Source organism: Oceanispirochaeta sp. M1 (assembly GCF_003346715.1).
Lineage (GTDB): Bacteria > Spirochaetota > Spirochaetia > DSM-2461 > DSM-2461 > Oceanispirochaeta.
Window position 1 is genome coordinate 18,347 of sequence record NZ_QQPQ01000004.1, and the last position, 24,798, is coordinate 43,144.

Genomic DNA, 24,798 nt, shown 5'->3' on the forward strand with positions numbered 1-24,798 from the left:
TTTCACTCCTCCAGGATGACAAGGTCATCGCTCAGTTCGTTTACATCATCTTCAGCAATAGGAAAATGATCTTTAAGTTTCAATCCGCAGCTCTCTACTGCCTTGATCAGTCCAGTGGCAAGCTCATTCCCGGCCAGACTCTCTGTCAGCTCTGAGACTACTTCAGCCCACTCATCTTCAGAAATTTTTTCACTGATACCTCTGTCCGCCAGTATTTCCACCCGTCTCTCCATCAATGAGATAAAGATAAGGATTCCTGTACCATCGGCAGTGGCATAGACTCCGGACTCTGTAAAATGTCTCAGAGCTCTGCTTCGAACCCTGGATTTCATAATATTCTTAGGAATGATAATGCGGTCTACTGCAGGAATATTACTAATGAAGTAAAAGATTCCTCCCCCGAGAAATGAGATCATTCCAATAACCATGGGAGTCACCCAGGCCGGATTATTCCAGTAAAGAGTCTCAATATATGCATTCATACCGGGATAAAACTGGAGCTGAACAATATAGAGGAGCACAGCAAAAGCAACAGATGCTCTCAGCTCGTAAAAAGCATAATCAGAGCTCTCTCCTATGAGTGCTGTAGAAATCTCACCCGAAGTAGAGGATTCCGCTTTTCTGACAGCTGCTGATATTGATATCTGCTCGTCTTTATTTAAAAGACTTTTTTTCATAATAAAACCTTGTCCTATTCGAAGGAGACTTCAGGAGCCTGATCGGCACCCTGAGCAGACTGAAAATACTGTTTCTCGCTGAATCCCATCAAATTGGCAATCATGACCCTGGGAAACTGTCTGATATATAGATTGTAGTTTTTAACAGAATCATTGAAGCGTTTTCGCTCTACTGCAATACGGTTTTCTGTTCCCTCCAGCTGATCCTGCAAGGCAAGGAAATTCTTGTCTGCTTTAAGCTCAGGATAATTTTCTGAAACAACCATCAGTCTTTGAAGTGCCGATCCCAGTTCACTCTGAACCTGCTGAAACCGCTTAAAACTCTCAGGATTATTCAGGACTTCGTCGGAAACCTGGATGGTTCCTCCCGCTCTGGAGCGTGCCTCGGTGATCAGTGCAAAGGTCTCCTGCTCGTGAGATGCATACCCCTTTACAGTATTTACAAGGTTGGGAATCAGATCCATTCGTCTCTGGTATACATTTTCAACCTGACTCCAGGATGCTGCAACAGACTCATCAAGAGCCACCATTTTATTATATGTTCCTTTAAAGGAAGAAAAAATCATAAGAATCACTACCGCGACAACCGCCAGTACGATCCATCCGGTTTTTATTTTTTTTGTCAAAATAATACCCTCCGCATCAAATATAAACAGCTGGACTTAACGGGTCTATATAAAAATGAATTTCCGGGTACTGTTTTTTTCATTTTTCAAGCATATTTTTCTCTGATGGTAAAAATATTTTAAATGCGAATTTGTACTGAACACAATGATGTCTTACTATAAAAGCAGGACCCTCTGGTCCTGTACATCAAACACCGGGACTCGAAGGTCCTGGAAAAACAGGAGACGAAATGAATAGAAAGATAGACGCTTACTTTATTTTACAGCTGGTACTGGGTGCCGCACTCATCGTTTTTGGAATTATGGCGTTTAATGGCTATAATTCTGCCGGACAGGAAGCCATGAGAGGCCTGAATAAGATGTTCGGAAAATCAAATGATCTATTTCCGATGATTTTCGGAGTTGTGCAGCTGGTTGCAGGTGCAGCTCTGGTTGCAGGACTGTTTATATCTATTTCAGATAACCTTTTCAGAATTATCCATCTGGTAATCTGCATATTCTTCCTGATCAGCATTATTATGAACTTTTTCCTTTCTAATTTTGTGGAACCGGATTTTGTACGCTGGCTGGGAGCCCTGCTGCCTCAGCTCATTATCCTTCTATCCCTCTGGATTATCGGAGAGCAGAACTAATACTTCAGAACCCGCTTAAATGCGGGTTCTTTTTTTTCAATTGTAATATCCCGTCTTTCTGCTAGACTGTCATTAGAGAGTTCTTCAAAAAATATATCAGATACAGCGGAGTTGCATATGTCTAGAGTTAACTTCAGAAAGGCTGTGAACTATCCTCCATGGATAGGCAAAAATTACGGCTCATCCGAAAATATCCGGCTGCTTATTATCGGCCGCAGTTATTATGATGCCCGTTACCGGGACAAAACAATCGAATCCTATATCTCTGATCTTATCAAAAATAAAGTAAGTGATCCTTTCTATACCGCTCTGGAACTTGTCCTCTCGGATTCAAGCCACTGGAAATCAGGTTTAGGAACTTCTCTCAAACTGGATCGAAAAAAATTCTGGAACAGTATCTGTTATCACCAGTTTCTTCAGGGAATTCTTCACGATGGTTATTCCGATCCCGGAAGGGAGATGTGGAAACAGGGACAGGAGATCTACAAAGAGGTTCTGATTGCATTACAGCCGGATATAATAGTGATGGCGGGTAAAGATGTTTATGACAATATGCCTACCCTGGGCGGCCGCAATGGAAAGATCTATAGCTGGCAGGCTGTGAATATGAAGACCTGGATTCTCAACCTTGGTGCCACCGACTGCCAGATAGCAGGAATGACCAATCCAAGGGACTCCAGTTTCAATACGGATGTGTGGAAAGAGATATATGTGCAGTTTATGTCGGACTACAGAAACAGTCATAAACTGACAGACTTTTCATCAATATAATACATATTCTGTAATAAATTCCCGAATATGGCCGTTCCCTTAAATTGACAACATATTGTATTTTATATATATTCTTTTCATATTATCTTAATAAAGGGTTATATGAAAAGAGAAGAATCAGTACTGAACCATTTTAAACACAAGAATCGCAAGCTGAGGATAAACTGTGCCCAGGCCATACTGAAAACCTATGATCCCAACGGGCTGGTTCTGGATAGTGAACTTGTAATAGAATTCAAAAAACACGGTCACGGTAAGGCTCCGAATAAGTACTGCGGTGCCTATTATGCAGCTTCATACCTTCTCGAAATACACCATCCTGATAAAATGGAGGACTTTGCAAACTGGTTTCGGGTAAAATCCGGCGATCTGGTCTGCCGGAAGATCCGAAAAGCCCGCCAGCTCAGCTGCAGCGGATGTGTAGAACAGGCGGCTCTCTATCTGAATGATGTATTTCCTGAATATCCTTCGGCCCTGAGCAGTTAAGGCTTCATGGGCAATATTAACTAAAACAATAACTTATTAAAGGGGAACTAATATGTTTTCATTTCTAGATAAAATTGAATATCCGCTTCTTATTATAGCAGCCGTTCTTATGCTGCTGGCACCATTCACACCAATGCCGCATATAATTGAAAAACTGATAATGCTGAGAGAAGGTACCCTGAAAAAACCTATCGATATTTTCGACCTTTTCTACCATCTTGTCCCTACAATTCTGCTGATAATCAAAATAATAAGAGATTACGGAGCCGCCAGAGGCTGAGCACCTCTATAATCTCTGGGAGACCAGCCGGTATAGCGCCTGAACTGAGCCGAAAACTCATAGGGGCTTTTATATCCCAGCCTCAGGGCTGTCTCCTTGACAGTAAGATCTCCAATTCTTAATAACCGACAGGCTTCATCCATACGGATCTGTATAATATACTGTCCCGGAGAGAGGCCCATTTTTTTATAAAAAACCTTTCTGAAGGATTCGTATCCCCATCCTCTGCTGTAGCAGTATTCTTTCAAATCAAAACGCTTGTCAATCATTCTATTGAAATCACGGCAGCTGAGCTCAACTCTGTCCCAACCCGGTTCATCTCCCTTTCTGGAACGCTCAAGCAGGGATGCACAGAACTGCAAAATCTCCATACTGTAATGGGGCAGCTCCCTTTCGGACGCCTCTTTAAGACTCATCATAATCCGGTAGAACTCCTCTTCAATACCGCTGTCGGGAGGTAGCCAGCAGAGCGGTTCATCCGGAAAAACCAGACGCATAGAGACAAGAGCTCTGTACATGTCTTCCCCGAAATCAAGAAAACACTCAAGCCAGCGGCTCTCCGGATCTAAAAGAGTAGAGTGAAGAATACCTGGATGACGCTGAAAAAGACTACCCGGCTCAAGGGGAATCTCCTGCCCCTGTTCTGTAATGTATTTTCCTCTGCCCCTGATGACATACACAAGAGCATAGGAAGAAAAATAACTCTCATATTCATCCACAGAGACCCCGCCCTTATACATAAAACCACAGCCGATACGCTGCCTGCGAGAGGGCTCTCCCAGAGAACGGAAGACTAGCTCTTCTCTTATATGATCATTTCCCGGATATACCATTTAGCACATTATATATACCATAAGCCCCATTTTCCAAGGCTAAGGCATCTGTTAAAACAGATATTAAGAAGAAAATAAGATACCAGAATACAGAATTAACCCTTAGACCCTGATCAATAAAGAGGAGATCCCCATGTATTTTTCCCCACTGGCAGCCCATAAACCCTGGATACAACCCGAGTTACCTTCGATTTCAACAATACCACCCCGTTCCACACTCTTCCCTTTTGCAGATATAGAGAGTGCCCTGGAAAGAAATCCTGAAAAATCTCCCTGGTTTATGAACCTGAAGGGTCACTGGGATTTTCTCCTGAAAGAGAAACCCGAAGATGTGAGCCCCGAAGATATAAAAATGGTTCCCTTGAAAAGCAGAAAAATAAAAGTCCCTGCAAACTGGACCATGGAAGATACGGGAGACTATCCCTGGTATACCAATGTACAGATGCCCTTTACCGTAAAGCCGCCGCATGTACCTGAAAAAAATCCGACAGGTATCTACCATACCAGCTTCAATCTACCCGGGGGATGGAAGAACCGACGTACAGTCATCCACTTTGACGGTGTTGAAAGTGCATTCTTTTTATATATAAATGGAGAGGAAGTAGGATTCAGTAAGGATTCCAGAACCCCCGCCGCCTTTGATATCAGCACCTATCTCAAAGAAGGAGAGAACAGCCTCTGTGCCGTTGTCATCCGATGGTCAGACGGAAGTTTCATGGAAGATCAGGACCACTGGTGGATGGCCGGGATTTACCGGGATGTCTATCTCTATTCAACGGATGAAGAGAGAATTGCCGACCTCTTTGTAAAATGTGAACCCCTTCCAGAGGGAAAAGGGTCAATGGAAATTTCGGTGCAGACCGACTCAATCAATGAAGCCCATGAAGTCTTTGGTCTTTCCGGGACACTCTATGATTCTGCAGGCAATATAAAATGGGACTGCCCCGAACTGGGTACTACAAGATTCAGAGACATAAGGCACACAGATAGCGATAAAATCGGCGGCAGAGAGATCCGTTTTACTGCGGTGATTGAAGATATCAGGATGTGGTCCTCTGAACATCCGGAACTTTATACCTTTGTTACAGCCCTGCATAAACCTGACGGCAGCATTGTCGAAGCCGTCAGCTGCCGCAGCGGGTTCAGAAAAGTGGAGATAAAAAACAGAGAACTCCTTATCAATGGTAAAGCCGTCATGATAAAGGGAGTCAACAGACATGAACATGAACCGGAAACAGGAAAAACAGTCAGCCGGGAAGGGATGATTAAGGACATTGAACTCCTCAAACAGTTTAACTTCAATGCCGTGAGAACATCTCACTATCCCAATACACCGGAATGGTACGAGCTCTGTGATGAGTATGGTATCTACCTTGTTGATGAAGCCAACATAGAAACACACGACTATTATGATCAGATATGCAGAGATCCCCGTTTCAGTTCTGCCTTTTTAAACAGGGTTCAGCGAATGGTTCATAGAGACAAGAACCATCCCTCAATTATCATGTGGTCCCTTGGGAATGAATCCGGATACGGAGCGAATCATGATGCCTGTGCCGGATGGATCAGAAGGTTTGATGATTCCAGGGTTCTCCACTATGAAGGTGCTGTCCGTCCCGAATGGGGTCAGGGTACTCCTGTTCATAAAACCGGATGGGGAGCCTTTGCCACGGATATCTACTGCCCTATGTATGAAACCGTGGAAGAGATGGTCCACTTTGCAACAGAGACCGAGGATCACCGTCCCTATATAGCCTGTGAATATTCCCATGCCATGGGAAACAGCAACGGCAGCCTGAAAGATTACTGGCATGCCTTTGAAACGACTCACGGTCTGCAGGGCGGCTTTATCTGGGACTGGGTTGACCAGGGACTGACAAAGAAAACTGAAGACGGCAGGGAGTACTGGGCCTACGGCGGTGATTACAATGAAGCTGTGCATGACTCCGATTTCTGTATCAATGGTCTGATCTGGCCGGATAGAACTCCTCACCCCGCCATGTGGGAGTGTAAGTATCTTAAGCAGCCTGTCAGTTTTACCCTCTCCTCAGGAGAAGGCCGACTGACGACTGTTCAGGTCCGGAATAAGCAGGATTTCACTAATATGGACTGGCTGAAGGGAGAATGGGAGCTTTTAAAAAACGGGGAAATTCAGAGTTCCGGCATTCTGAGGCTTCCGTCATTGGATCCAGAAGAAATGATGGAGATATCTCTCCCCGTTTCAATTCCTGCAGCCATAAATGGATTCGAATACTTTCTGAATATCAAAGTCAGAGTCAGAGAATCAAAAAGCTGGTGTGAAAAAGATCATTTACTTGCAGAAGAACAGCTACGCCTTTCAGGAAACTACTCATTTGCATTAAATACTGCCGGCCCGGAAAATACAGATAAAACTGCGGCTGCAGTCACTGCCTTTTTAGAAGGGAATAATCTGCTCCTGAAAGACAAAGAGGGAAAGAATCTTCTGAAAACGGGTCTGGAACTCAATCTATGGAGAGCGGCAACAGACAATGACGGAATAAGGGAATGGTCGGGGCAGGAAGACAAGCCCCTGGGCAAATGGCTTAAAGCCGGTCTTCATAAGCTCAGAGTCTCAAACACAGAGCTAATGACTCAGAATCACCGGATACTGGAGATAAAGAAAAAGTACAGCACAGCCGATGGAATGCCTGAAATTACAATGAATCAGAAAATTATACCCTCGGGAAAGGGCATAGTCATCGAAACTGAAGTAATGATCCCCCATGAATACCCCAGCCTTCCCAGAATAGGTCTTATTCTTCCTCTTGAAGATAATTTTGAACAGCTGAACTGGTATGGACGGGGACCTCATGAAAACTATATTGATAGAGATGCTTCTGCATTCTACGGCATCTACAGGCAGAGTGTAACAGAACAGTTTGTTCCCTACATTCTTCCCCAGGAATGCGGAAATCACAGCAGCACCCGCTGGGTGGAATTATCTGATGGAAACAGAACTTTAAAAATTGAAGCTGACAGGAGTTTTGAGTTCTCAGCTCTCCATCACAGTGCTGAAGATCTATACGCCTCACGTCATGTGACAGATCTGCTTGAAAAGAAAGAGACCTGGCTGACCCTTGATATGGCTCAGAGGGGTCTTGGAACAGGAAGCTGCGGTCCTCAGACTAGAACTGAGTATGAAATAAGCCCTGGAGTTTATAGATTCGACTTTTTCATTTCATTGTTCTGAATATAAATTAACAGGCCGCAAAAACCGCTCTTACCAGCGGTTTTTGTGTGTGGATTATATGAAGTTCTTCATAGACAACAGATATTACAGTTGTCTTCAATACACCTGTGTTCACTATAAATAAATATATATTTTTTTATATATATTTATTTATAGATTGCAAAACCTTCCAGAGTAGACAATTAACATCATTCACTATCTTTTTACTAATGATTAAAAAGGGTAGTTATGTTTTTTATTCAATGATTTCTTGATATTTAGTTGACATAGCATGTATTTGGAAGTTACTCTTAATTCATAAAATGCACTGTATAATTACCTGAATATTCAGGACACTGCATGGCTGGACCCGGAAATGTTTTTAAGTTTCCAGGATAATACCTGACAATATTAGGTGTATTTGATACACTCCGCTAACTTGTGATTTAAAGGTTCTGTGAAAGCAGTTCCTTATATTTTAAGCTTTCAGTATAAATATGCTGACGGCTCTAAGGAGAAACTATACATGAAAAAGATTCTTGTTCTATTTATGGCTCTTTTAGTACTGCCCATGGCAATGTTTGCCGAAGGTCAGCAGGATGCCCCTTCTAACCCTGTAGCAGATGCTGCAGCTGAGTACTTTGCAGATTACCCCGGTTCCAGAATTGTTCCCGCGACAAAGGCTTTCGAAGCAATTGATGCCGGTGCAGACGTTCTGATCCTGGATATCAGACAGGCTGATGTTTATGCAGAAGGCCACCTGAAGGGTGCAGTAAACGTTCCCTGGGGTCCCGAACTTGCAAAAGCAATCGACTGGCTGCCCGATGATCAGCCCATCTATGTAAATTGCTACACAGGTCAGACTGCAGGTCAGGCTACCGCTGTTCTTAATATTGCAGGATTCAATGTAAGTTCTATCAAATACGGATGGAACCTCGGTATAGCCAAGACTGAAGGATTCGAAACATATGTTGAAACTGCTGCCAACGCGGCTCCCGAAGCTTCCGGTGTAAGAATTGATGCCGATATAAAAGCTGCAGCCGTAGATTACTTCAACAACCTGAAATCTGATCCTGCAACTCCCAACAACATCGTTGCGGCTTCTAAAGCCATGGACATTGATGGTGCGGTAATCGTTTCTATCAGATCAGCTGAAGATTACGCCAAGGGTCACATCGAAGGTGCAATCAACATTCCTTTCGGTGAGAACATGCAGACTTCTTTCGATCAGCTCCCCATGGACAAGAAAGTTCTTGTTTACTGCTACTCCGGTCAGACTGCCGGTCAGACTGTAGGTGTTCTCAGAATGATGGGATACGATGCAGCCTCTATTAAAAGTGGTATGGGAACAGCCGGAACCGGTGGTTCAGGCTGGGGTAACGAAGGTCTTCCTGTCGTTAAATAATCCCTTTTAATAATTATATTATTAAGATCATCCTGCGGTTTTTATAAGCGCAGGATTTTTTTTGTCCCGGACTTAAAGCAGGATTATTCTTCAGTATCAGCCAGTGAAGAATAGATATCAAATTCCATCTCTTTAAAAGAGCTCTCTCTTCTATCCCTGGGTCTGTTCAAACTCACCTGGATTTCTCTTACCCGGGAACCCGGTCGGCTGAAAAGCATAATGCGGTCTGAAAGGTTAATAGCTTCAGAAATATCATGTGTGACAAAAACAACGGACAAGCCCTTCTCTTTCCAGAGATCCAGAAGAAGATTCTGCAGCTCACGCCTTGAGGGTGTATCAAGAGCTCCAAATGGTTCATCCATAAAAAGGATCTCCGCATCTGCCATAAGTGCTCTGCCCAGGGCACAGCGCTGTTTCATCCCCCCTGATAATTTCACAGGATGATAGGCTCTAAAATCCATCAACCCTACCAGAGATAGGATATTATCCAGCTTCTGTCTCTGTTTTTCATCAACCCTGACCCTCATCCCCGGAAAACGACGCCGGCTGATTGGAAAAAGGATATTTTCTTCTGCAGTCAGCCATGGAAGCAGCTGATTACTGTCCTGAAATATCATCTGTCCACTGGAAAAGGGACTCTCTAATTCATTACCCTTATATTTTACCCGGCCCATTTCTGCTTTTAAAAATCCGGCAAGAAGATTTAGAGCTGTCGTTTTCCCACAGCCCGAAGGTCCCAGAAGGGAAAGGATTTCCCCGGGGGCCAGTTTCAGGCTGAAGTCTTTGAGAATGGAAAGGGAGGAACCGTTCTGCAGAGGGTATGAGAAATCTATAGAACTGCATTCAAGCACATTCACAGGCTTTTCCCTCTGCGGCGGTTTACCTTGAGTTCAAGTGGAGCAAAAATCAGCTGATCCACAAGTATCCCCAGAATCATAAGGATCAGAATACCCGCAAACATTCCTGCGCTGTCCATGAAAATCCGCTTATTGAAGATATACCAGCCCAGACCGCCGGCTCCGCTGATAGTTCCAAAAATCATCTCGGCCGAAATAACAGCACGCCAGGCACGGGCCCAGCCGATTTTCAAACCCGCCAGAAGATATGGGTAGGCTCCGGGGAGGAGTATCTGAAAAAACATCTCTCTGGAGTTCAGATTATTATTGCGTCCCAGATTCAGCCAGATTTCCGGAGTCTCATCCATTCCGCTCTCCAGATTAACCAGGAGGGGCCACAACACAGAATGGATAACCATAAGAACAATAATATGCTGTCCCAGACCGGTCCAGAGGATCAGAACAGGGAGCAGGGCAATTCCCGGCAGAGGATGTGCCAGATTGGCAAGCGTTCTGAAAAGAGCCTTGAGCTGCAGAGATTTCCTGGAGAGAAGGGTCATCAGAAAAGCGATGATGATGGATGGTATAAAAGAGATAAAGATAAGAAAAAGTGAGCTGAGAATATTTAAAGGCAACTCTCCGCTTTTAAAATCATTTCCCGCCGTCAGTACAATATCTCCCAAAGACGGAAATACCAGAGGATGAAGCAGGCCGCTCCTGTAAATGCCCTCCCAGAGAAGAACAATCAGAAGAATCCAGAAAACTGAAGAACCCGCTATACGCTTCATTTAATGCGTATCCCTCCGCTGTCAGAGATATTCTCAAGATATCCTTCTGCAGCCATAAATGAGATAAATTCCTCAAGGCCGAGAACATCGCTGCCATAGATCATCCCGGGCCGGTTCATATAGTCGGCCAGTTTAATTTTATCAATATTATAAGCTTCCGAGAGGAGCTGCAGAGATTCATCAGGATGAGTTTCCATAAATTCCATTGAACGCTCCAGTGCCATAATCAATGCTGCAGGAAAATCAGGAAGCTCTGATACAGCCTTATCTGTCACCATGGAAACAATAAAAGTAAAAGGAGAGCCCATGGCCTCTTCTCCTTTCAGGATTACTTCAAACTCATCCATATCCTCTTCCATGAAAATATAGGGGGGAGAGGTGAAATGAGCGTCCACAGAGCCTGCCACAAGAGCATTGAGCCCGTCGGGATGCTTCAGAGACTGAAGATTTTTATCAAAATAGGATGCATCTCCCATTTCTCTCTTCAGAGCCATGGCAAGGAGAATATGCTGAATACTTCCGGGCTGAGGAAGAGCAATTTTCACATCAAGGGGAATATCTTCAAGATTAGCCCAACGTCCTGCGGGTACTGCAAGTCCCAGAGGAGACTGAGAGATTCCACAAAGAAGCTTCCAGGGCATTCCCTGATCAATGGCGATCAGAAAGGGTGGGATTCCGAGAAATCCCGCATCAACATCACCCGCAAGTACTCCCTCACGAATAGCAGCCGTATTAGCCAGTCTTATCCACTTCACTTCGGTTTTCCCTTTGAGTTCATCCTCAAGAAAACCCTTATCCTTCATGATCTGTACAGGAGCATACGCCAGACCGTACTGCTGTGCGATGCTGACACTGTCACTTGACCTGCCGCAGGAAAAAAGAAGCATAATTGGGAATAAAAGAAAAACAACCTTGATTATCTTCATTGGGGAAAGTACATCCTTTTTTCAAGTTCTATCATCTGCCTGCCCTGCTCATCCAGGATTTCCAGGGACTCATAGGCCAGGTCAATTTTTTTGTTTATATCTGCCGGGCTGTTCCCATAGATAAAAAAGTATCCGGCTCTCTGAGTCGAATTCTCCCGGTTCCCGATAGATGTGCCCTCTTTAAGGAGAAATCTGCCCTTCCCTGTCCCGGGAAACTGAAGCAGCTGATCCATTCCACTCTGTTTCATGATTTTACCGGGTCTGCAGAAAAACATCTGCAGGGAAAAATAACGGCCCTGTCGCTTTGCAGTCATCTCCTCCGGACGGCTCCAATTATACCCTTCCCCTGTGGTCTGATCAATTAAAAGCTCCAGGGGATCCACACCGCAGAGGGCTGGAAGGAATTCATCTTCATAGGCGCCTCCCAGACGGCAGGCAATCTCATTGACAAAAAATCCTTTCTCTCCGCCCAGGATCTGAAAATAGACAGCCCCCTCCTGCAAGCCTACAGTATGGCATATTTTTCTGCTCAGAGATTCCAGCTCATCCCAGTCCTGATGAAAGACACTCGGATAACGGTGTGATATACAGACTCCCATATAGGGATCATTTTCTATGGTGACCCTGTCTGTAATCGAGAAAATATGCAGATTTCCTTTATAAACCCAGCCGCTCAGGGTAATCTCCTCGGAGGGATAATACTCCTCCGCCAGGATTTCACATTCTCTTGAATACCCCAGAACTTCCTGCATATGATCCCGAATCTCAGCTGTATTTCTGACTTTCAGAACACCCCTCTGCCCCTGACTGTCCAGGGGTTTGATGACCAGAGGAAAATTCAGATCTTCCAGCTCCTCATCTTTGAAATCAGGACTGATAAGGCGAAAAGGGGCCGTGGGGATACCCTCTGAGAGAAACATCTGTTTCATATCTTTCTTATTGGTCACAAGCCGGGCCTGTGCTGATGAGAGAAAATAGGGAAGATCCAGTTCTTCGGAGACCAGGGCCGCAGTCAAAACAGGCTGATCCGTGCCAAGAGTGAGTAGACAATCACTTGATGCCGTCCGGGCAGCCTCTGCAACAGCGGCAGGATCAAAGCTGCTGGCCGGGGATGGGAAATCGGCCAGAGCAAGACCGGGAGAGTCGGGATTCATATCAGAGACGGCGACCTTATGTCCCCGGTCCTTTAGAAGTCTGATAAGATTCAATTGTGCCGGGCCGCCACCCAGAACATGTACGGTCATAATTCATCCTTGATTATATAGGCTTTTTTACGGCTCCTCAGATGAGGGGGTATACCGAACAGAAGGCCATAATGGAGGGTCAGACCCAGGTACAGTCTGATTCGTCCTCCGGTTGTAAATCGGGACTGCTGCTGCCCGGTTCCCCTTTCCGGGAGCCGGGAATAATACAGATTCTGAATTCTCATGTTCGGCAGACTTCGCAGAAGAAGAGCCGAGACATAAACAAAAGACCCATTCCTCCCGATTATGGCATCAACGGCCTGCCGGCTGATGACCCGGAAACTGCCGGGTGTAATATCCCTGGGACATCCCAGGATTTTTCTGAAAAAAAGATCCCTCATCCGGCTGCCCAGTTTAAGAGCCCCTGTTCTTTTATCCAGCTGCGGCAGAGCATAACTGAGATCGAAACCCTCTGACTGCTCCAGGAATTCTTCTATGAATGAGGGGGGATGCTCCAGATCATCATCCATGGTGAGAACCCTCTCCCCCTCTGCATGCTCAAGACCGCAATAGACCGCCGCCTGCTGACCTGCATTGACAGCCAGTCTTATGATCCTGACCACAAGCCCTTTGGGGACAGATCTTCTGAGAGCCAGGAGCTGATCCACAGCATCATCAGGACTCCCGTCATCCACAAACAGAATTTCTATATTCGTCACAGGGAGTGAGATGAGATGAGGAATCAATGAATTCCAGAGAGGCTTGATATGGGATGATCCCTTATACAGGGGTATAACGACTGTCAGATTGACCAGATGAAAACTCCTGATGTAATGAGAATAAGACCTGACCAGTGCCAGGGGTTGGAGCTCTCTTTCAGCATCACTCTGGATAATATGAAAATCAGGGGGTAATTCAGGGCATTAAGACCAAAGGCATTACTCAATCCCAGAAGAGCAACAACCCTTATATAGAGGAAAGGAGAGGCCACAACCATCATCCCCGCCGCAATAACCAGAGGATGGAAAAAAGATGCTATGCGACCTCTGCCTCGGGCTTTGGAAAGAAGCAATCCTTTCTTTAGAAGGGTCTGTCCCGCCGCAACAAGAAGGAGAACACAGAGCATTAGAACATAGGCCATCAGAGATTTTCCATCAGCTTCGTCTGCTTCTGCTCACCCACAGAAAAAATGATAATACCCGCAAGAATCAACACTCCTCCCATGAAATAAGTACTCTTATAACTCTCTCCCATGAACCACCGGGAAAGTAAAGGAATGATCAGATAGGAGAGACTGCTCATACTATAGGCGGAAATCAGTTTCATATCCCTCAGGATTTCAATCCAGACAAAGGCCCGGAGAAAAAAGCCCCCATACATCAATAATAGAAAGAGTCTGCTCCCCTCCTCCGCCAGCTTCCCGGCCGCATATTGACCAGACCATTGAAAGGCAAAATAGAGGATGAAGAGAAAAATGATTTTAAACGTAATATTTCTTTTCATTTGACCGGCCCATGATAACATGAATAGATAATTCAGAACAATAAAAGGACGTATCAAATGAGCATGAAAGAGAAGCGGAAAGACAATCTGAAATACCTGATGGAACAGCATCCTGAGATTTACAAATCCTATGAAGAATTCGGCCATGCCCTTCATGAAAAAGGAGGCCCCCTGGATAATAAAACCCGATGGCTGATCAAAATAGCCGTTTCGGCAGCCTCCCAATTCGACTTTGCCCTGCAGACTCATATCGAAAAGGCCCTTAAGGCCGGATGTACTGCCGAGGAGATTGAACACACACTGCTTCTGACAGCTCCCAGTGCCGGATTCCCCAGGATGATGTCGGCCTTGATGATTTTCAGGGAGACCCTGGATTCATAGTTTTCAGTACAACGGCACAGTACTTAAGTACCTTTTTTTATTACTAAGGTCTCTATCTAATCTCCAATGCTCTGCTAGGATTATATTAAGTCTGAGTCGGCCAATTGGCAGATACGTTTTCAGGCTGGAATATACCTATATCAAAGGAGATATTAATGAAAAAAATGTTGTTGCTGGTGATGGCTATCACTATGATCTCAGGAACAGTTCTTTTTGCTGGAGGACAGCAGGAATCTAAGGCTGCAGGAGATGGTTCAGAGGTCACATTTATGACATGGAATTCCGGATTTCACCTGGAAATTGATCAAATGCTTGCCGATAAGTTTATGGAGAAAAATCCTTCAATCAAGGTTGAACTGATCAGTGTACCCCAGGGATTCGACGATAAGGTTCTGACCTCAAATGCAGCAGGAAATACTCCTGATGGTCTTGTGATATGGAATACTCCCCAGTTTGTAGAAGCCGGAGTTGTTGAAGACCTGACTTCATATATTGAACGTGATGGAATTGACATGAATAAATATCATCCTGTTACCAAGTCATGGGCTGAATACAAAGGCGGCATATACGGACTTCCCAAAGATTATACAGCCAGAGCAATTTACTATAATAAAGATGTTTTTGACGAAGCAGGTGTTGCATACCCTGTAGACGGATGGACTTTTGAAGATTTCAAAAACACTGTGAAAGCCTTAACCAATGGCAAAAGTGGTGCTGATGCAAGATATGGTTATGTAGCGATTCCCGGTCATACATATGCTATCCAGGGATATATCTGGTCCAACGGTGGAGACCTTGTCAGTGCAGATGGTAAAACAGCCAGTGGATACATAGACTCAAAAGAAGTTGTAGAAGTAGTTCAGTGGTATAAAGATCTGTACGATATGTCTATGACAACCAGTACTATGGATGCTTACCAGAACCTTGGACAGAACGAATTCCAGACAGGAATTGTAGGTATGATGGACAACGGTTCATGGCCTATATCTGTTTTCCTGGATGATACAAGCCTGAACTTCGGTATTGCAGCTCCTCCTGTTCCCAGAGCGGGAATGAAGACTTCTCCTGTTATCCACTCTGCAACCTATTCTATGTTTGCAAAAGCAAAAAATAAAGATGCCGTCTGGGAATACATCAAATTTGTCGGCGGCGAAGAAGGTGCAAGACTGATTGAAGAAGCTAAATATTCAGTAGGAGCCATTCCAAGCGTAACAACTTCAACAGGTCTGGATAAAGAGCCTTATCTTGGCGATTTTTATCGAGTGGCAATAACTGCTGATACAGCCCCTGTTTTCACTAGAAACCCAAAATGGTTTGAAGCAGACGGTGAATTCAAAACTGCTCTTGAAAAAGTGTTTATCACAGATGCTGAGATTCAGTCTACATTGACTGAAGCAGCAAGAAGAATGGACTCTATTTTACAGGAAAAATAAAACATTTAATTCTAATTGAGGGAGATCATCCGCATCTCCCTCAATTAGCTAGAAAAATAAGATAAGGTCATTTATGAAACGATTTACTATTTCTACAAGGGAAAAAATTGACGGGTATCTTTTCATTTCACCATGGATAATCGGATTCCTGATATTTTACGCAGTTCCTCTGTGTTTTTCCTTCGTTGTCAGTTTTTGTAACTGGGACTATTTACAGGATTTAACCTTTATAGGATTACAAAATTATATAAAAATTTTTTCCAAAGATGCCTATGCCCTTGATGGTTTGAAAAGGACGGCACAATTTGTTGGACTGGAAGTTCCCCTGCAGTTGGGTATAGCCCTGGCTATTGCATTCTTATTGACCCAGAGCATACGCGGTACAAAAGTAACCAGGGCCATAGTGTATTTACCTGCCGTTATTTCCGGTGCTGTCGGTGGTGTTATATGGCGCTATATGTTTAATACCCAGACCGGTGTGTTAAACTATTTACTATCCTTTTTAGGAATCGGTCCGATTCCCTGGATAGATGATCCGAATATTGCCTTGTACTCTATAGTATTAACAGGAATCTGGGCTATCGGACAGCCAATGATACTATTCCTTGCGGCCATAGAGGGAGTTCCCAGGAACTATTATGAAAGCGCAGATATAGATGGGGCCGGTAAATTAAGTCAATTTATTCACATCACTCTCCCCCTGATATCACCTACAATATTTCTGAACCTGATTATTGTCATGATTCAGCAGTTTCAAATGCTGGCTCCCATTATTGTGATCACCGGGGGTGGACCGGTTCGGGCGACTGAACTCTATTCTTATGTGGAATATACAAATGCATTCAAGTATTTGAAAATGGGATACGCATCGGCTCTTTCATGGTTCATGTTTGCCATTATCCTTGTACTGTCTCTCCTTCTTTTCAAGACATCAAACAGGTGGGTCTATTATCACAGTGAGAGAGGAAATTAAAAATTATGAATTATAAAAATAAGAAAGTTCTGAACAGTACATTGCTGTATTTCATGCTCATAATAACATCTCTCATTTTCATTCTTCCGGTCTACTGGATATTTATCAAAGCCGTAAACGGTCCTGTAGGAATCTTTGCCTATCCACCTGATATCTGGCCGAAGCAATTCAGTATGGCCAATTTCAAAAATGCTTTTACACATTTTGATTTAATACAAAATTTTGTTAATACAGGAAAGATTCTCTTATTTGCTTTAACCGGTGCAACCATATCATCGGCAATTGTCGGATATGGATTTGCACGCTTGAGATTCCCGGGAAGGAATCTGCTGTTTATGATAGTCATCGCCAGCATCCTGATACCATGGGATGTAAGAATAATTCCTCAGTTCATGGTTTTCAGTAAATTGGGCTGGATCAATACATATTTACCCCTGGTGGTTCCTTTATGGTTTGGTTATCCATTTTACATCTTTATTTTCAGGCAGTTTATTATGCAGATCCCCTATGAACTTGATGAATCTGCGATCATTGACGGCTGTCATCGCTGGTCGATTTTCATAAACATAATACTTCCATTATTGAAGGCGCCGATTATCACAGTATTGGTATTGGAATTTGTGCGCAGCTGGAACGATTTCCTCGATCCGCTGATTTTCCTCAATACTTCATCGAAGTATACCTTGAGCCTGGGAATATACTATATGATAACTCCTTACAATATGGACTGGGGAGCTGTAATGGCCGCTGCCTCGGTTGCAGTACTCTTTCCTGTACTGACTTTTTTCTTTCTGCAAAAATACCTTCTTGGTGGTTTGACCTTTGATGGTTTAAAGGGGTAATTAAGGTTTTATATCCAGACAGAGAGTATGTCAGAAAACAAATCTGTCTGGAATATTCCTATAAAACCGGATAATATGAACCCTAAATGAAGTCATTAAAAATTACTAAATCATTATTTTTGATTATTTCTCTTCTTTTACATACAATCGCATATATTCAATTTCATTATGGGGGGGAGTTCTACGACCTACCGCAGCGATGGACAACAGATTTTGATATCCTATTTTTTCTATCCTGCACCTTTACCCTTATTATTTACATCTTCAACCAGAAAAAAAATGTCGTTCTTCTTTTTTTTATTCTCCGTACAATAACTTTTTTCATAATAGGAATCCCCTTCGGAAATCTGCTGGACCTAGAATATATGTTACTCTTTGCACTCCTGGTGGATGTCATTTTTTTTACCCCCTATCCAGTCAATCTGATATTATCTCTCATAATTCTGACGGTTTCTGTTATTTTGCAAATGCCAATGAATATTTATTACATTCCCCGCAGCGCTCCCTCCCTGATCAATATGCTTTCATATGGATTTTTCGGAATAATTGTATCCATCATTATGATTCTCCTACGTAAGACTATGGATGAAAATACCAAGGATAATTTAATTATGGATGGGATGGATGGAATGGTAACCCGGCTTATAGAAGTCAACAAAGAATATCTGGAATACGCCGCAAGAATAAAAAACGAATCTACAAAAAATGAAAGAAAGAGAATCATTCAGGAACTTCACGACATTGTGGGAAAATCATTCACCAATATCTTTGCCATGATGGATGCCTCCCTTAAGTATCCGCCATCAAACATGGATGAGCAGAAAGAGATCTTTACCTGGGCAAGAGAGCAGGCCCAGACAGGACTGGATGAAACAAGAGTCGTTTTATATCGGATGAGAGAGATGAAAGAGCCGGATTTAAAGACGAAAACCATCGTTAATCTGATTGAGACATTCCAGCAGGCCACCAGAGTGAAAGTCGAAGTTTCCTGGGGAAACCTCCCTTCATACAGAAATACAGAGATTGAACTGATAATATATAATGTCATTCAGGAATCACTGGTCAATGCTTTTCGTCATGGGAAAGCCAGTCAGATAAATATTATATTCTGGATGAATGAGGAGAACTTACTTTTGTCTATAGAAGATAACGGTAAGGGCGGCGACAGCAACAAGAAGGGAATCGGGCAGAGTGGAATGGAAAAAAGAGTGAGTGAAGTCGGCGGAACAATTGTGTTCCGGCAGACCAAACGAGGCTATGAAGTACAGATGAGCATTCCCAGGGAAGAGATAAAAAAAGATGAATAAACTGAAGATTCTAATTGTTGACGATCAGAAACTGTTTGCCGACAGCCTCGGAAAGGTGATCCGTTCGGAACAGGATTCAATAGAAAGTGTCTCTATCGTAAACAGTGGCAGGGAAGCTCTGGAGACTCTTCAGGATGAAACTGCTGATATAATTCTCATGGATATTCATATGCCGGGGATGGACGGCATAGAACTCACCAGAACCGTTCATAAAAAGTATCCTTCGATCAAAATACTTATGCTCACGACTTTCGGCTATGATGACTATGTAAAGGACGCAATGAATTACGGCGCCGTTGGATATCTTCTTAAAGATATCTCATCAGAAGAGTTACTGGCCTCCATCCAGGGCGCCAGTCAGGGATTGAGAATTGTATCTCCCAAAGTCCTGGAGGGTGCCTATAAGATAAGAAGGGCCAGTTCAGAGTCTCAGGAAATCCCAGACTGGTATTACCAGCTGACACACAGAGAAAAAGAGATCCTGATCCTTGTTCAGAAAGGATACAGTAATGATGAGATAGCCAGTCAGGTGCTGCTCAGTACCCAGACAGTCAAAAACTATCTCAGTACCATCTATGAAAAACTGGAAGTGAAAAACAGATTTCAGGCCATGAGGCTGGCTATGGAATATAAAGTGGATACCATCCCCCTGCGATAGTACTTATGTACCCTATATTAGGACTTTCTTCCCTATATCTCTCTACTGATTCAAAATAAAATCAATAAGTATGTCCGGTGAAAAGTAGAGATAGCAAAAGGATAATAAGCATGAACCACCCTGATGAAAATATTTACAATGTAATGAAATTTGGAGCTTCAGGAGATGGAAGAACCATAGAGACTTCATTTATCCAGAGAGCCATTGACAGCTGTTCAGGAAATGGAGGCGGTGTTGTCTATTTCCCGTCGGGAACCCGATTTCTGACAGGTACAATATATCTTGAGAGCAATGTCACCCTATTTGTGGCAGAGAATGCAGTTATTCTGGGGTCACGGGATCTCGAAGATTACAGTGATGATACAGGGATCTGTCCCTACCACCCTGAACCCCTTGACCGCTGCCTGATCTATGCAAAGGATAAAAAAAATATTTGTTTTGAGGGAAACGGCATAATTGACGGCCAGTTCAGGGAAGACTTTCTGGATAAACATGATAATCCACTGGGAACCGACTCAATACAAAGACCTATGCTTATAAGGCTTGAAAATTGTTCAGATATTAAAATGAAAGATTTGACCGTGAAAGGGGCCTATTCCTGGTGTGTACACATCAAATACTGTGAAAACATCAAATTAACAGGCTTAACAGTCTTAAATGACCGTCAGGATGGTTTCAATATTGAAAGCTCAAAAACAATCACCATATCCGACTGTCATCTTCACTGCGGAGATGACGGCATTGCCCTGACCACCAGTGCTGAGAATAAACCACTGACAGACCTGACCGTATCAAATTGCATTATCAGTTCAAGGTGGGCAGCCATCAGACTCGGCCCTCTGTCAAAGGGGAATTTCGAGAATATTGTCGTCTCCAACTGCGTTTTGAAAAACTGCGGCGGCGGCGGTATTAAAATTGGGATGTTTGAGGGGGCCACAATTAAGAACTGTCTGTTTTCATCTATAATAATGGACAATGTCACATCCCCTGTTCTGATCATGAACGCGGTGTGGACCGATATTGGATCACAGGATAAGAATCCACCCATGATGGCAGCGGGAGTCATTAAAGACATAATGTTTTCTGATATGATCATCCATGCTTCGGCCGGACCTGTGCAGCCCTGGGATCTTCATCAGTATACTGATGAAGAAATTAACGACTTTTTACTGAGACCTGACAGAAACAGTACGATCTTCCTGCACGGACATAAAAACGGAAAATTGGAAAATCTTACATTCTGTAATTTAAAAATAGACTATCCGGGAGGAGGGATTGCTGAATCATCTCCCTTTGAGGACCTTGTTGATATGCATGAAATTGATATTCACTCTCATGGATACTGGACTGATGATAAAACTATATGGGGAATTCCGATTGCCTCGGCTTTTTATGCACGGCATGTCCGGAGTATTGACCTGAGTGATGTGGCAATCAGCTTTAGAGTCCCGGAACAACGCCCCGGGATAGCCATTTCCGATTCAGAATCAGTTGATATGGACAGGATTCGAATTAATAGGCAAAAAATGAAGTCAACAGATCTTGTTCAACAGAATAGTTCTGAGATAACTATTAATTGAATAAATAAAATTCCAGGATAAAGCTACTGGGTTCATATAATAAAGGAGTCGATACATCATTTTATGATGCTTTATTTTCATGATGTTTTGTCTGATCTCCTACTCCTAGTAACAGACCTTCAACACTGATATCTTCATCTAATTCATCCCAGTGAATTCCTCGACCACCGCCGCTCACTTCGAACAAATCTCTTTGAGCTTTAGAAGCATTTAACAAACGAGGAAAATATGAAAGTGGAGTCGCCAATTGGCGACCATCTGAAAGTATTACCCAGAGGTAATCTACATCAGTCCAAATTTTTTGAGCCGAAACTGGTTTATCTAAAATACTCATTCCATTTCTCCTCAATTAGATCTTTATTTCCAGAAAAGCCCCATGAATCAGCAAGCGAAATATATGGTGTCATCCAGAATTTGGCTTCATTACCAGCCTTTCTAGCATGAATATGGCATCTTTCTCTTGGATTTCCTTCATTTGAATAAAAGAAAAACTTATATCCATTGCTCTCAAATACTTTTGGCATAGTTAAATATACTACAATTCATTCACTTTTGAAATATTAAGAAAACTCTTATTTAGGCTGATTGCGCTATGATAGGAAGCGAGAGGAAGGATTCCCTCACCGTAAAGCTAGTGTGACCTCGATGAATAAACTCCTGAAAACCATTCCTGAAAACCATATTTAATTAGTCGATTTAAAAGGTTAAAAGCTGAATAAAAAAGCAAAGGGGAGAACATCGTCATTGCCAGAAGCGGAAAGCTCTGGGACACTGCTTTTTTTGAAGGAGTGAAAAAGCCGGAAGAGTCCTACATCTGTACAGCAGAAAATAAAAATCCCATGGGTGAGGTGGCTAACTGGTTTGATGAAGAAGATGACGGACAGGAAGTTCCCCCTCTCGAATTCCCCGAAGGATACTTTTCCATAAGGGATAAAATCTCAAAAATCATAAAGAGTCCTGAAGGAGAGGCGGTAATGAGGAAGCATGCAACTGCTATGTTTGAGCACTCCATGTTTGGAATGATCAAGAATTTCACGATTGAAAAAATGATCGAAATGAAACCGGATATGTTCAGCCCGTCCTTTGTTTATAAACTTAACCTGGACCTGAACAAGGTGGTAAAAGAATAATTTATATGAGAGCAGTTCATGTAGATTGATACTAGCTATGGCAGTCTATCAGGGGAAAACCACTGGGATTTTCCCCTGATAATATGATCTGTTCTTCCCTAAAATTGTGAATCCATAATGACACTGTTTGTCAATCTGGATTCCTCAGCGGCAAAAGCCATCAGATGCCCGAGCAATCCCTGGCGGTTACCTCTCTGCATTCCCTGAATATCGGGATTTTCTATCTGAGATAAAAATTCCATGATCATTCCCTCGTCCCCGCCGCCGTGTCCCGATTCAGAAACTTTAAGATTTATATTCTTCACAGCACCTGTTCTGAAATCTGTTATTTCAATTTCATTTTTTTCCATATACCCACGGATTTCTCCATTGACTCCCATGAGTTTTACGGTTCTTCCCGTTCTATCATTAAAAGCACTCATAATAAGGGAAGCTGTTTTGCCCCCCTCGTACTCCATGATCACTACCTGATTATCCACAACATCATTATCACAGTGATAAACGCATCGGCCATAGGGACCACTCTTTAAGGCAGCTTCTAAATCATCAGTTTCACCATGATCCCGGACGACCTGAGCAAAGGTCGGGATATTTGATTCATCATCCGCTTTGCCCAAATACCGATAGGCCGAATAAGGACAGGTTTTTTCCACAGGGCAACCGTCAAAACACCTTTCCGGTGCTCCTTCAGGAGCCTTATCTTTTCTAAAATTGGTAAGGGAGCCAAAGGAACTGAGTTTTTTGCAGTCCGTTCCATTCAGCCAGTTCAGAATATCCAGATCGTGACAGCATTTGGCGAGAATCATGGGAGAAGATCCCTCAGTTTTCCGCCAGTGTCCCCGGACAAAGCTGTGAGCCTGGTGGAAATGACCGACATTTTCGTTGTGTTGAATGGAGATAAGTTCACCGATGGCATTCTCATCAAGAAGTTTCTTCAATTCCATAAAAAAATCCGTATAACGGAGGACATGACAGATGAGTAAAGGCTTATCATATGCTTCAATTTTCTTCAGAAGTTCTCTGGCTTCTCCCCTGTTATTGGTAACAGGTTTTTCCATCAGGATAGATAAGCCCAATTCCATGGACTTCAGCAGAGGATCGAAGTGATCGGCATCCTGATTTGAAATAATCACACCATCACAATTATGATTCTCCAGAAGAGGTTCCCAGGATACAAATTGATTCTCCTCAGGGATATTGTACATTTCAGCAAACTTTTTTCTTCTGTATTCATTGGGCTCGGCAACTGCAGTGATCTGCATCTGATCCGGGTATTTCAAAGCATGGGGAGCATAGGCATAAGTACCCCGGCTGCCAGCTCCAATAACAGCTATCTTTACGGGTTTCTTGTTTGTAGTATTCATATTACATGTATATAATCATTTATATGATAAATCCATAACAATATTGATTGCTTTTTTAACAGTTTCGACTACATAATACATATGGATTTCCCATTGATTGAGCCAATTGACTATTTTTCCGGTGAAAAATGGCATGAAAGTTTACCTGAAAATGTACTTATCTTTACTCGATTAGACCGACAGGGTCTCGATAATCAATCTATACACCATCACAGCAGGTTCAATCTGATCATTTCTCTGGAGGGAAGCTGCCGAATATTAATTGACCGGAAGATTCTTTATATTCCTTCACAAAGCATAGTTCTGATCCATCCATGGCAGACATTCAGATTCCTTTATGACAACAATCAGCCGATTAAGTGGCTCTTTTTCGGATTTGACTGGAATAACAGGAACGATTTCTCAGAAAACAGTGTGAAAATAGCATCTAAATCTGTTGTGAGTTACTGTAAAACGATAACACAGCGCTATACCCGAGATGGTACTGGTCCATGGATCGTACCTTATCTTATGATATTACTGGAAGAGCTGGCTCTCCTGCCGGTACAGAATCTTCACACTATTCCTGTAAAAGATGAAGGTATGGATCTTCTATTGAAAATTCAAAAATATATTTTAGACCATTTGAGGGAAGATATTTCTATATCTCAGATAGCTGATTTATGCTCTTTCTCAGAGAGCCGGCTCAGAACCATATTCAAGGAGAATATGGGTACTTCTCTCGGATCTTATATCCGGCAGTCAAAAATGAATAGTGCCGCCAAAAAACTCGGATTGTCAGAATTATCAGTAACAGAGATTTCAGAGTTATGCGGTTTCTCATCAGTTTATTCTTTCAGCAGAGGTTTCAAAAATTTATATGGAGTTTCTCCTATGAAATATAGGATACAGGCTGGAAAATAAGATATCCTGTCCACAGGATGAGTGTAACACAGCTGATCTGTGCTATGACGAAAAGAATATGCTTTTGATCCATTCCTGAAAATGATAATA

General features: G+C 43.0%; 28 protein-coding genes. 15 read left to right on the forward strand and 13 right to left on the reverse strand.

The genetic code is table 11. The features are described from left to right. Positions 1-2 precede the first annotated feature (2 nt). Positions 3-677 (reverse strand): TPM domain-containing protein, encoded by a 675-nt coding sequence (locus tag DV872_RS03315; protein ID WP_114628429.1) that lies wholly within the window; start codon positions 675-677, stop codon positions 3-5. Positions 678-691: 14 nt separating this feature from the next. Continuing rightward, entirely contained in the window at positions 692-1,303 is a 612-nt protein-coding gene (locus tag DV872_RS03320; protein WP_114628430.1) for a LemA family protein, read from the reverse strand. A 230-nt stretch (positions 1,304-1,533) separates the two neighbouring features. Between DV872_RS03320 and DV872_RS03325 the strand changes: the two genes are divergently transcribed. The 4 genes from DV872_RS03325 (at position 1,534) to DV872_RS03340 (ending at position 3,472) form a co-directional block, all read left to right on the forward strand. Beyond that, complete coding sequence (locus DV872_RS03325) at positions 1,534-1,935, forward strand: hypothetical protein (RefSeq protein WP_114628431.1); 402 nt, start codon at positions 1,534-1,536, stop codon at positions 1,933-1,935. A 117-nt stretch (positions 1,936-2,052) separates the two neighbouring features. Next, positions 2,053-2,706, forward strand: coding sequence for a hypothetical protein (locus DV872_RS03330; RefSeq protein ID WP_114628432.1), 654 nt, complete (start codon positions 2,053-2,055; stop codon positions 2,704-2,706). Positions 2,707-2,808: 102 nt separating this feature from the next. Continuing rightward, positions 2,809-3,192: a C-GCAxxG-C-C family (seleno)protein gene (locus DV872_RS03335; protein ID WP_114628433.1), complete on the forward strand. Its 384-nt coding sequence runs from the start codon at positions 2,809-2,811 to the stop codon at positions 3,190-3,192. A 52-nt stretch (positions 3,193-3,244) separates the two neighbouring features. Further along, on the forward strand, positions 3,245-3,472 hold the full coding sequence (locus tag DV872_RS03340; RefSeq protein ID WP_114628434.1) for an RND transporter: 228 nt from the start codon (positions 3,245-3,247) through the stop codon (positions 3,470-3,472). Here the strand turns inward: DV872_RS03340 and DV872_RS03345 are convergent. After that, positions 3,451-4,305 (reverse strand): AraC family transcriptional regulator, encoded by an 855-nt coding sequence (locus tag DV872_RS03345; protein WP_114628435.1) that lies wholly within the window; start codon positions 4,303-4,305, stop codon positions 3,451-3,453. The two genes, DV872_RS03340 and DV872_RS03345, sit on opposite strands and share 22 nt — an antisense overlap. Positions 4,306-4,438: 133 nt before the next feature. Here DV872_RS03345 and DV872_RS03350 point away from each other — a divergent pair, with 133 nt between their 5' ends. Together DV872_RS03350 and DV872_RS03355 are read left to right on the forward strand one after the other, a co-directional pair. Next, positions 4,439-7,516, forward strand: a complete 3,078-nt coding sequence (locus DV872_RS03350; protein ID WP_114628436.1) for a glycoside hydrolase family 2 TIM barrel-domain containing protein — start codon at positions 4,439-4,441, stop codon at positions 7,514-7,516. A gap of 505 nt (positions 7,517-8,021) precedes the next feature. Further along, complete coding sequence (locus tag DV872_RS03355) at positions 8,022-8,900, forward strand: rhodanese-like domain-containing protein (protein ID WP_114628437.1); 879 nt, start codon at positions 8,022-8,024, stop codon at positions 8,898-8,900. Positions 8,901-8,983: 83 nt separating this feature from the next. On the opposite strand, the gene DV872_RS03360 is transcribed toward DV872_RS03355, so the two are convergent. Genes DV872_RS03360 through DV872_RS03390 form a run of 7 tightly spaced genes read right to left on the reverse strand, consistent with a single transcriptional unit; the run spans position 8,984 to position 14,137 of the window. Further along, positions 8,984-9,757 carry an ABC transporter ATP-binding protein gene (locus DV872_RS03360; protein WP_114628438.1) on the reverse strand — a complete coding sequence of 258 codons (774 nt, stop codon included), beginning with the start codon at positions 9,755-9,757 and terminating at the stop codon, positions 8,984-8,986. After that, on the reverse strand, positions 9,754-10,524 hold the full coding sequence (locus tag DV872_RS03365) for an ABC transporter permease (RefSeq protein WP_114628439.1): 771 nt from the start codon (positions 10,522-10,524) through the stop codon (positions 9,754-9,756). Before DV872_RS03365 ends, DV872_RS03360 begins: the two co-directional genes overlap by 4 nt. Next, the gene (locus tag DV872_RS03370; protein WP_114628440.1) at positions 10,521-11,450 is read right to left on the reverse strand and encodes an ABC transporter substrate-binding protein; all 930 of its coding nucleotides are present in this window, start codon (positions 11,448-11,450) and stop codon (positions 10,521-10,523) included. The genes DV872_RS03365 and DV872_RS03370 overlap by 4 nt, the downstream gene beginning before the upstream one ends. After that, positions 11,447-12,694 carry an ATP-grasp domain-containing protein gene (locus tag DV872_RS03375; RefSeq protein ID WP_114628441.1) on the reverse strand — a complete coding sequence of 416 codons (1,248 nt, stop codon included), beginning with the start codon at positions 12,692-12,694 and terminating at the stop codon, positions 11,447-11,449. Before DV872_RS03375 ends, DV872_RS03370 begins: the two co-directional genes overlap by 4 nt. Continuing rightward, the gene (locus tag DV872_RS03380; protein ID WP_114628442.1) at positions 12,691-13,530 is read right to left on the reverse strand and encodes a glycosyltransferase; all 840 of its coding nucleotides are present in this window, start codon (positions 13,528-13,530) and stop codon (positions 12,691-12,693) included. Before DV872_RS03380 ends, DV872_RS03375 begins: the two co-directional genes overlap by 4 nt. Continuing rightward, entirely contained in the window at positions 13,437-13,775 is a 339-nt protein-coding gene (locus DV872_RS03385; RefSeq protein ID WP_114628443.1) for a hypothetical protein, read from the reverse strand. Before DV872_RS03385 ends, DV872_RS03380 begins: the two co-directional genes overlap by 94 nt. After that, complete coding sequence (locus DV872_RS03390) at positions 13,775-14,137, reverse strand: hypothetical protein (protein ID WP_114628444.1); 363 nt, start codon at positions 14,135-14,137, stop codon at positions 13,775-13,777. Before DV872_RS03390 ends, DV872_RS03385 begins: the two co-directional genes overlap by 1 nt. 57 nt (positions 14,138-14,194) lie before the next feature. Here DV872_RS03390 and DV872_RS03395 point away from each other — a divergent pair, with 57 nt between their 5' ends. The 7 genes from DV872_RS03395 to DV872_RS03425 all read left to right on the forward strand — a co-directional run bounded on the left by DV872_RS03395 (position 14,195) and on the right by DV872_RS03425 (position 21,311). Continuing rightward, on the forward strand, positions 14,195-14,518 hold the full coding sequence (locus tag DV872_RS03395) for a carboxymuconolactone decarboxylase family protein (RefSeq protein WP_114628445.1): 324 nt from the start codon (positions 14,195-14,197) through the stop codon (positions 14,516-14,518). 155 nt (positions 14,519-14,673) lie between these two features. After that, positions 14,674-15,951 carry a sugar ABC transporter substrate-binding protein gene (locus tag DV872_RS03400; protein WP_114628446.1) on the forward strand — a complete coding sequence of 426 codons (1,278 nt, stop codon included), beginning with the start codon at positions 14,674-14,676 and terminating at the stop codon, positions 15,949-15,951. 73 nt (positions 15,952-16,024) lie between these two features. Beyond that, a complete protein-coding gene (locus DV872_RS03405; protein WP_114628447.1) occupies positions 16,025-16,924 on the forward strand; it encodes a carbohydrate ABC transporter permease in 900 nt (299 codons plus the stop codon). A 5-nt stretch (positions 16,925-16,929) separates the two neighbouring features. Beyond that, positions 16,930-17,766, forward strand: a complete 837-nt coding sequence (locus DV872_RS03410; RefSeq protein WP_114628448.1) for a carbohydrate ABC transporter permease — start codon at positions 16,930-16,932, stop codon at positions 17,764-17,766. 473 nt (positions 17,767-18,239) lie between these two features. Further along, positions 18,240-19,073: a sensor histidine kinase gene (locus DV872_RS03415; RefSeq protein WP_158546811.1), complete on the forward strand. Its 834-nt coding sequence runs from the start codon at positions 18,240-18,242 to the stop codon at positions 19,071-19,073. After that, positions 19,066-19,731: a response regulator transcription factor gene (locus DV872_RS03420; protein WP_114628450.1), complete on the forward strand. Its 666-nt coding sequence runs from the start codon at positions 19,066-19,068 to the stop codon at positions 19,729-19,731. The genes DV872_RS03415 and DV872_RS03420 overlap by 8 nt, the downstream gene beginning before the upstream one ends. Positions 19,732-19,841: 110 nt before the next feature. Then, positions 19,842-21,311 carry a glycoside hydrolase family 28 protein gene (locus tag DV872_RS03425; protein WP_114628451.1) on the forward strand — a complete coding sequence of 490 codons (1,470 nt, stop codon included), beginning with the start codon at positions 19,842-19,844 and terminating at the stop codon, positions 21,309-21,311. Positions 21,312-21,372: 61 nt separating this feature from the next. Here DV872_RS03425 and DV872_RS03430 read toward each other — a convergent pair whose 3' ends face one another. Both DV872_RS03430 and DV872_RS03435 read right to left on the reverse strand, forming a co-directional pair. After that, entirely contained in the window at positions 21,373-21,645 is a 273-nt protein-coding gene (locus tag DV872_RS03430; RefSeq protein ID WP_114628452.1) for a DUF2442 domain-containing protein, read from the reverse strand. Further along, positions 21,629-21,835: a DUF4160 domain-containing protein gene (locus tag DV872_RS03435; RefSeq protein ID WP_114628453.1), complete on the reverse strand. Its 207-nt coding sequence runs from the start codon at positions 21,833-21,835 to the stop codon at positions 21,629-21,631. The genes DV872_RS03430 and DV872_RS03435 overlap by 17 nt, the downstream gene beginning before the upstream one ends. 264 nt (positions 21,836-22,099) lie before the next feature. On the opposite strand from DV872_RS03435, the gene DV872_RS03440 reads away from it, so the two are divergent. Further along, positions 22,100-22,441 (forward strand): hypothetical protein, encoded by a 342-nt coding sequence (locus DV872_RS03440; RefSeq protein WP_114628454.1) that lies wholly within the window; start codon positions 22,100-22,102, stop codon positions 22,439-22,441. A 98-nt stretch (positions 22,442-22,539) separates the two neighbouring features. Here DV872_RS03440 and DV872_RS03445 read toward each other — a convergent pair whose 3' ends face one another. After that, positions 22,540-23,805 (reverse strand): Gfo/Idh/MocA family protein, encoded by a 1,266-nt coding sequence (locus DV872_RS03445; protein WP_114628455.1) that lies wholly within the window; start codon positions 23,803-23,805, stop codon positions 22,540-22,542. A 93-nt stretch (positions 23,806-23,898) separates the two neighbouring features. Here DV872_RS03445 and DV872_RS03450 point away from each other — a divergent pair, with 93 nt between their 5' ends. Next, positions 23,899-24,708 carry an AraC family transcriptional regulator gene (locus DV872_RS03450; protein ID WP_171832040.1) on the forward strand — a complete coding sequence of 270 codons (810 nt, stop codon included), beginning with the start codon at positions 23,899-23,901 and terminating at the stop codon, positions 24,706-24,708. Positions 24,709-24,798 lie beyond the last annotated feature (90 nt).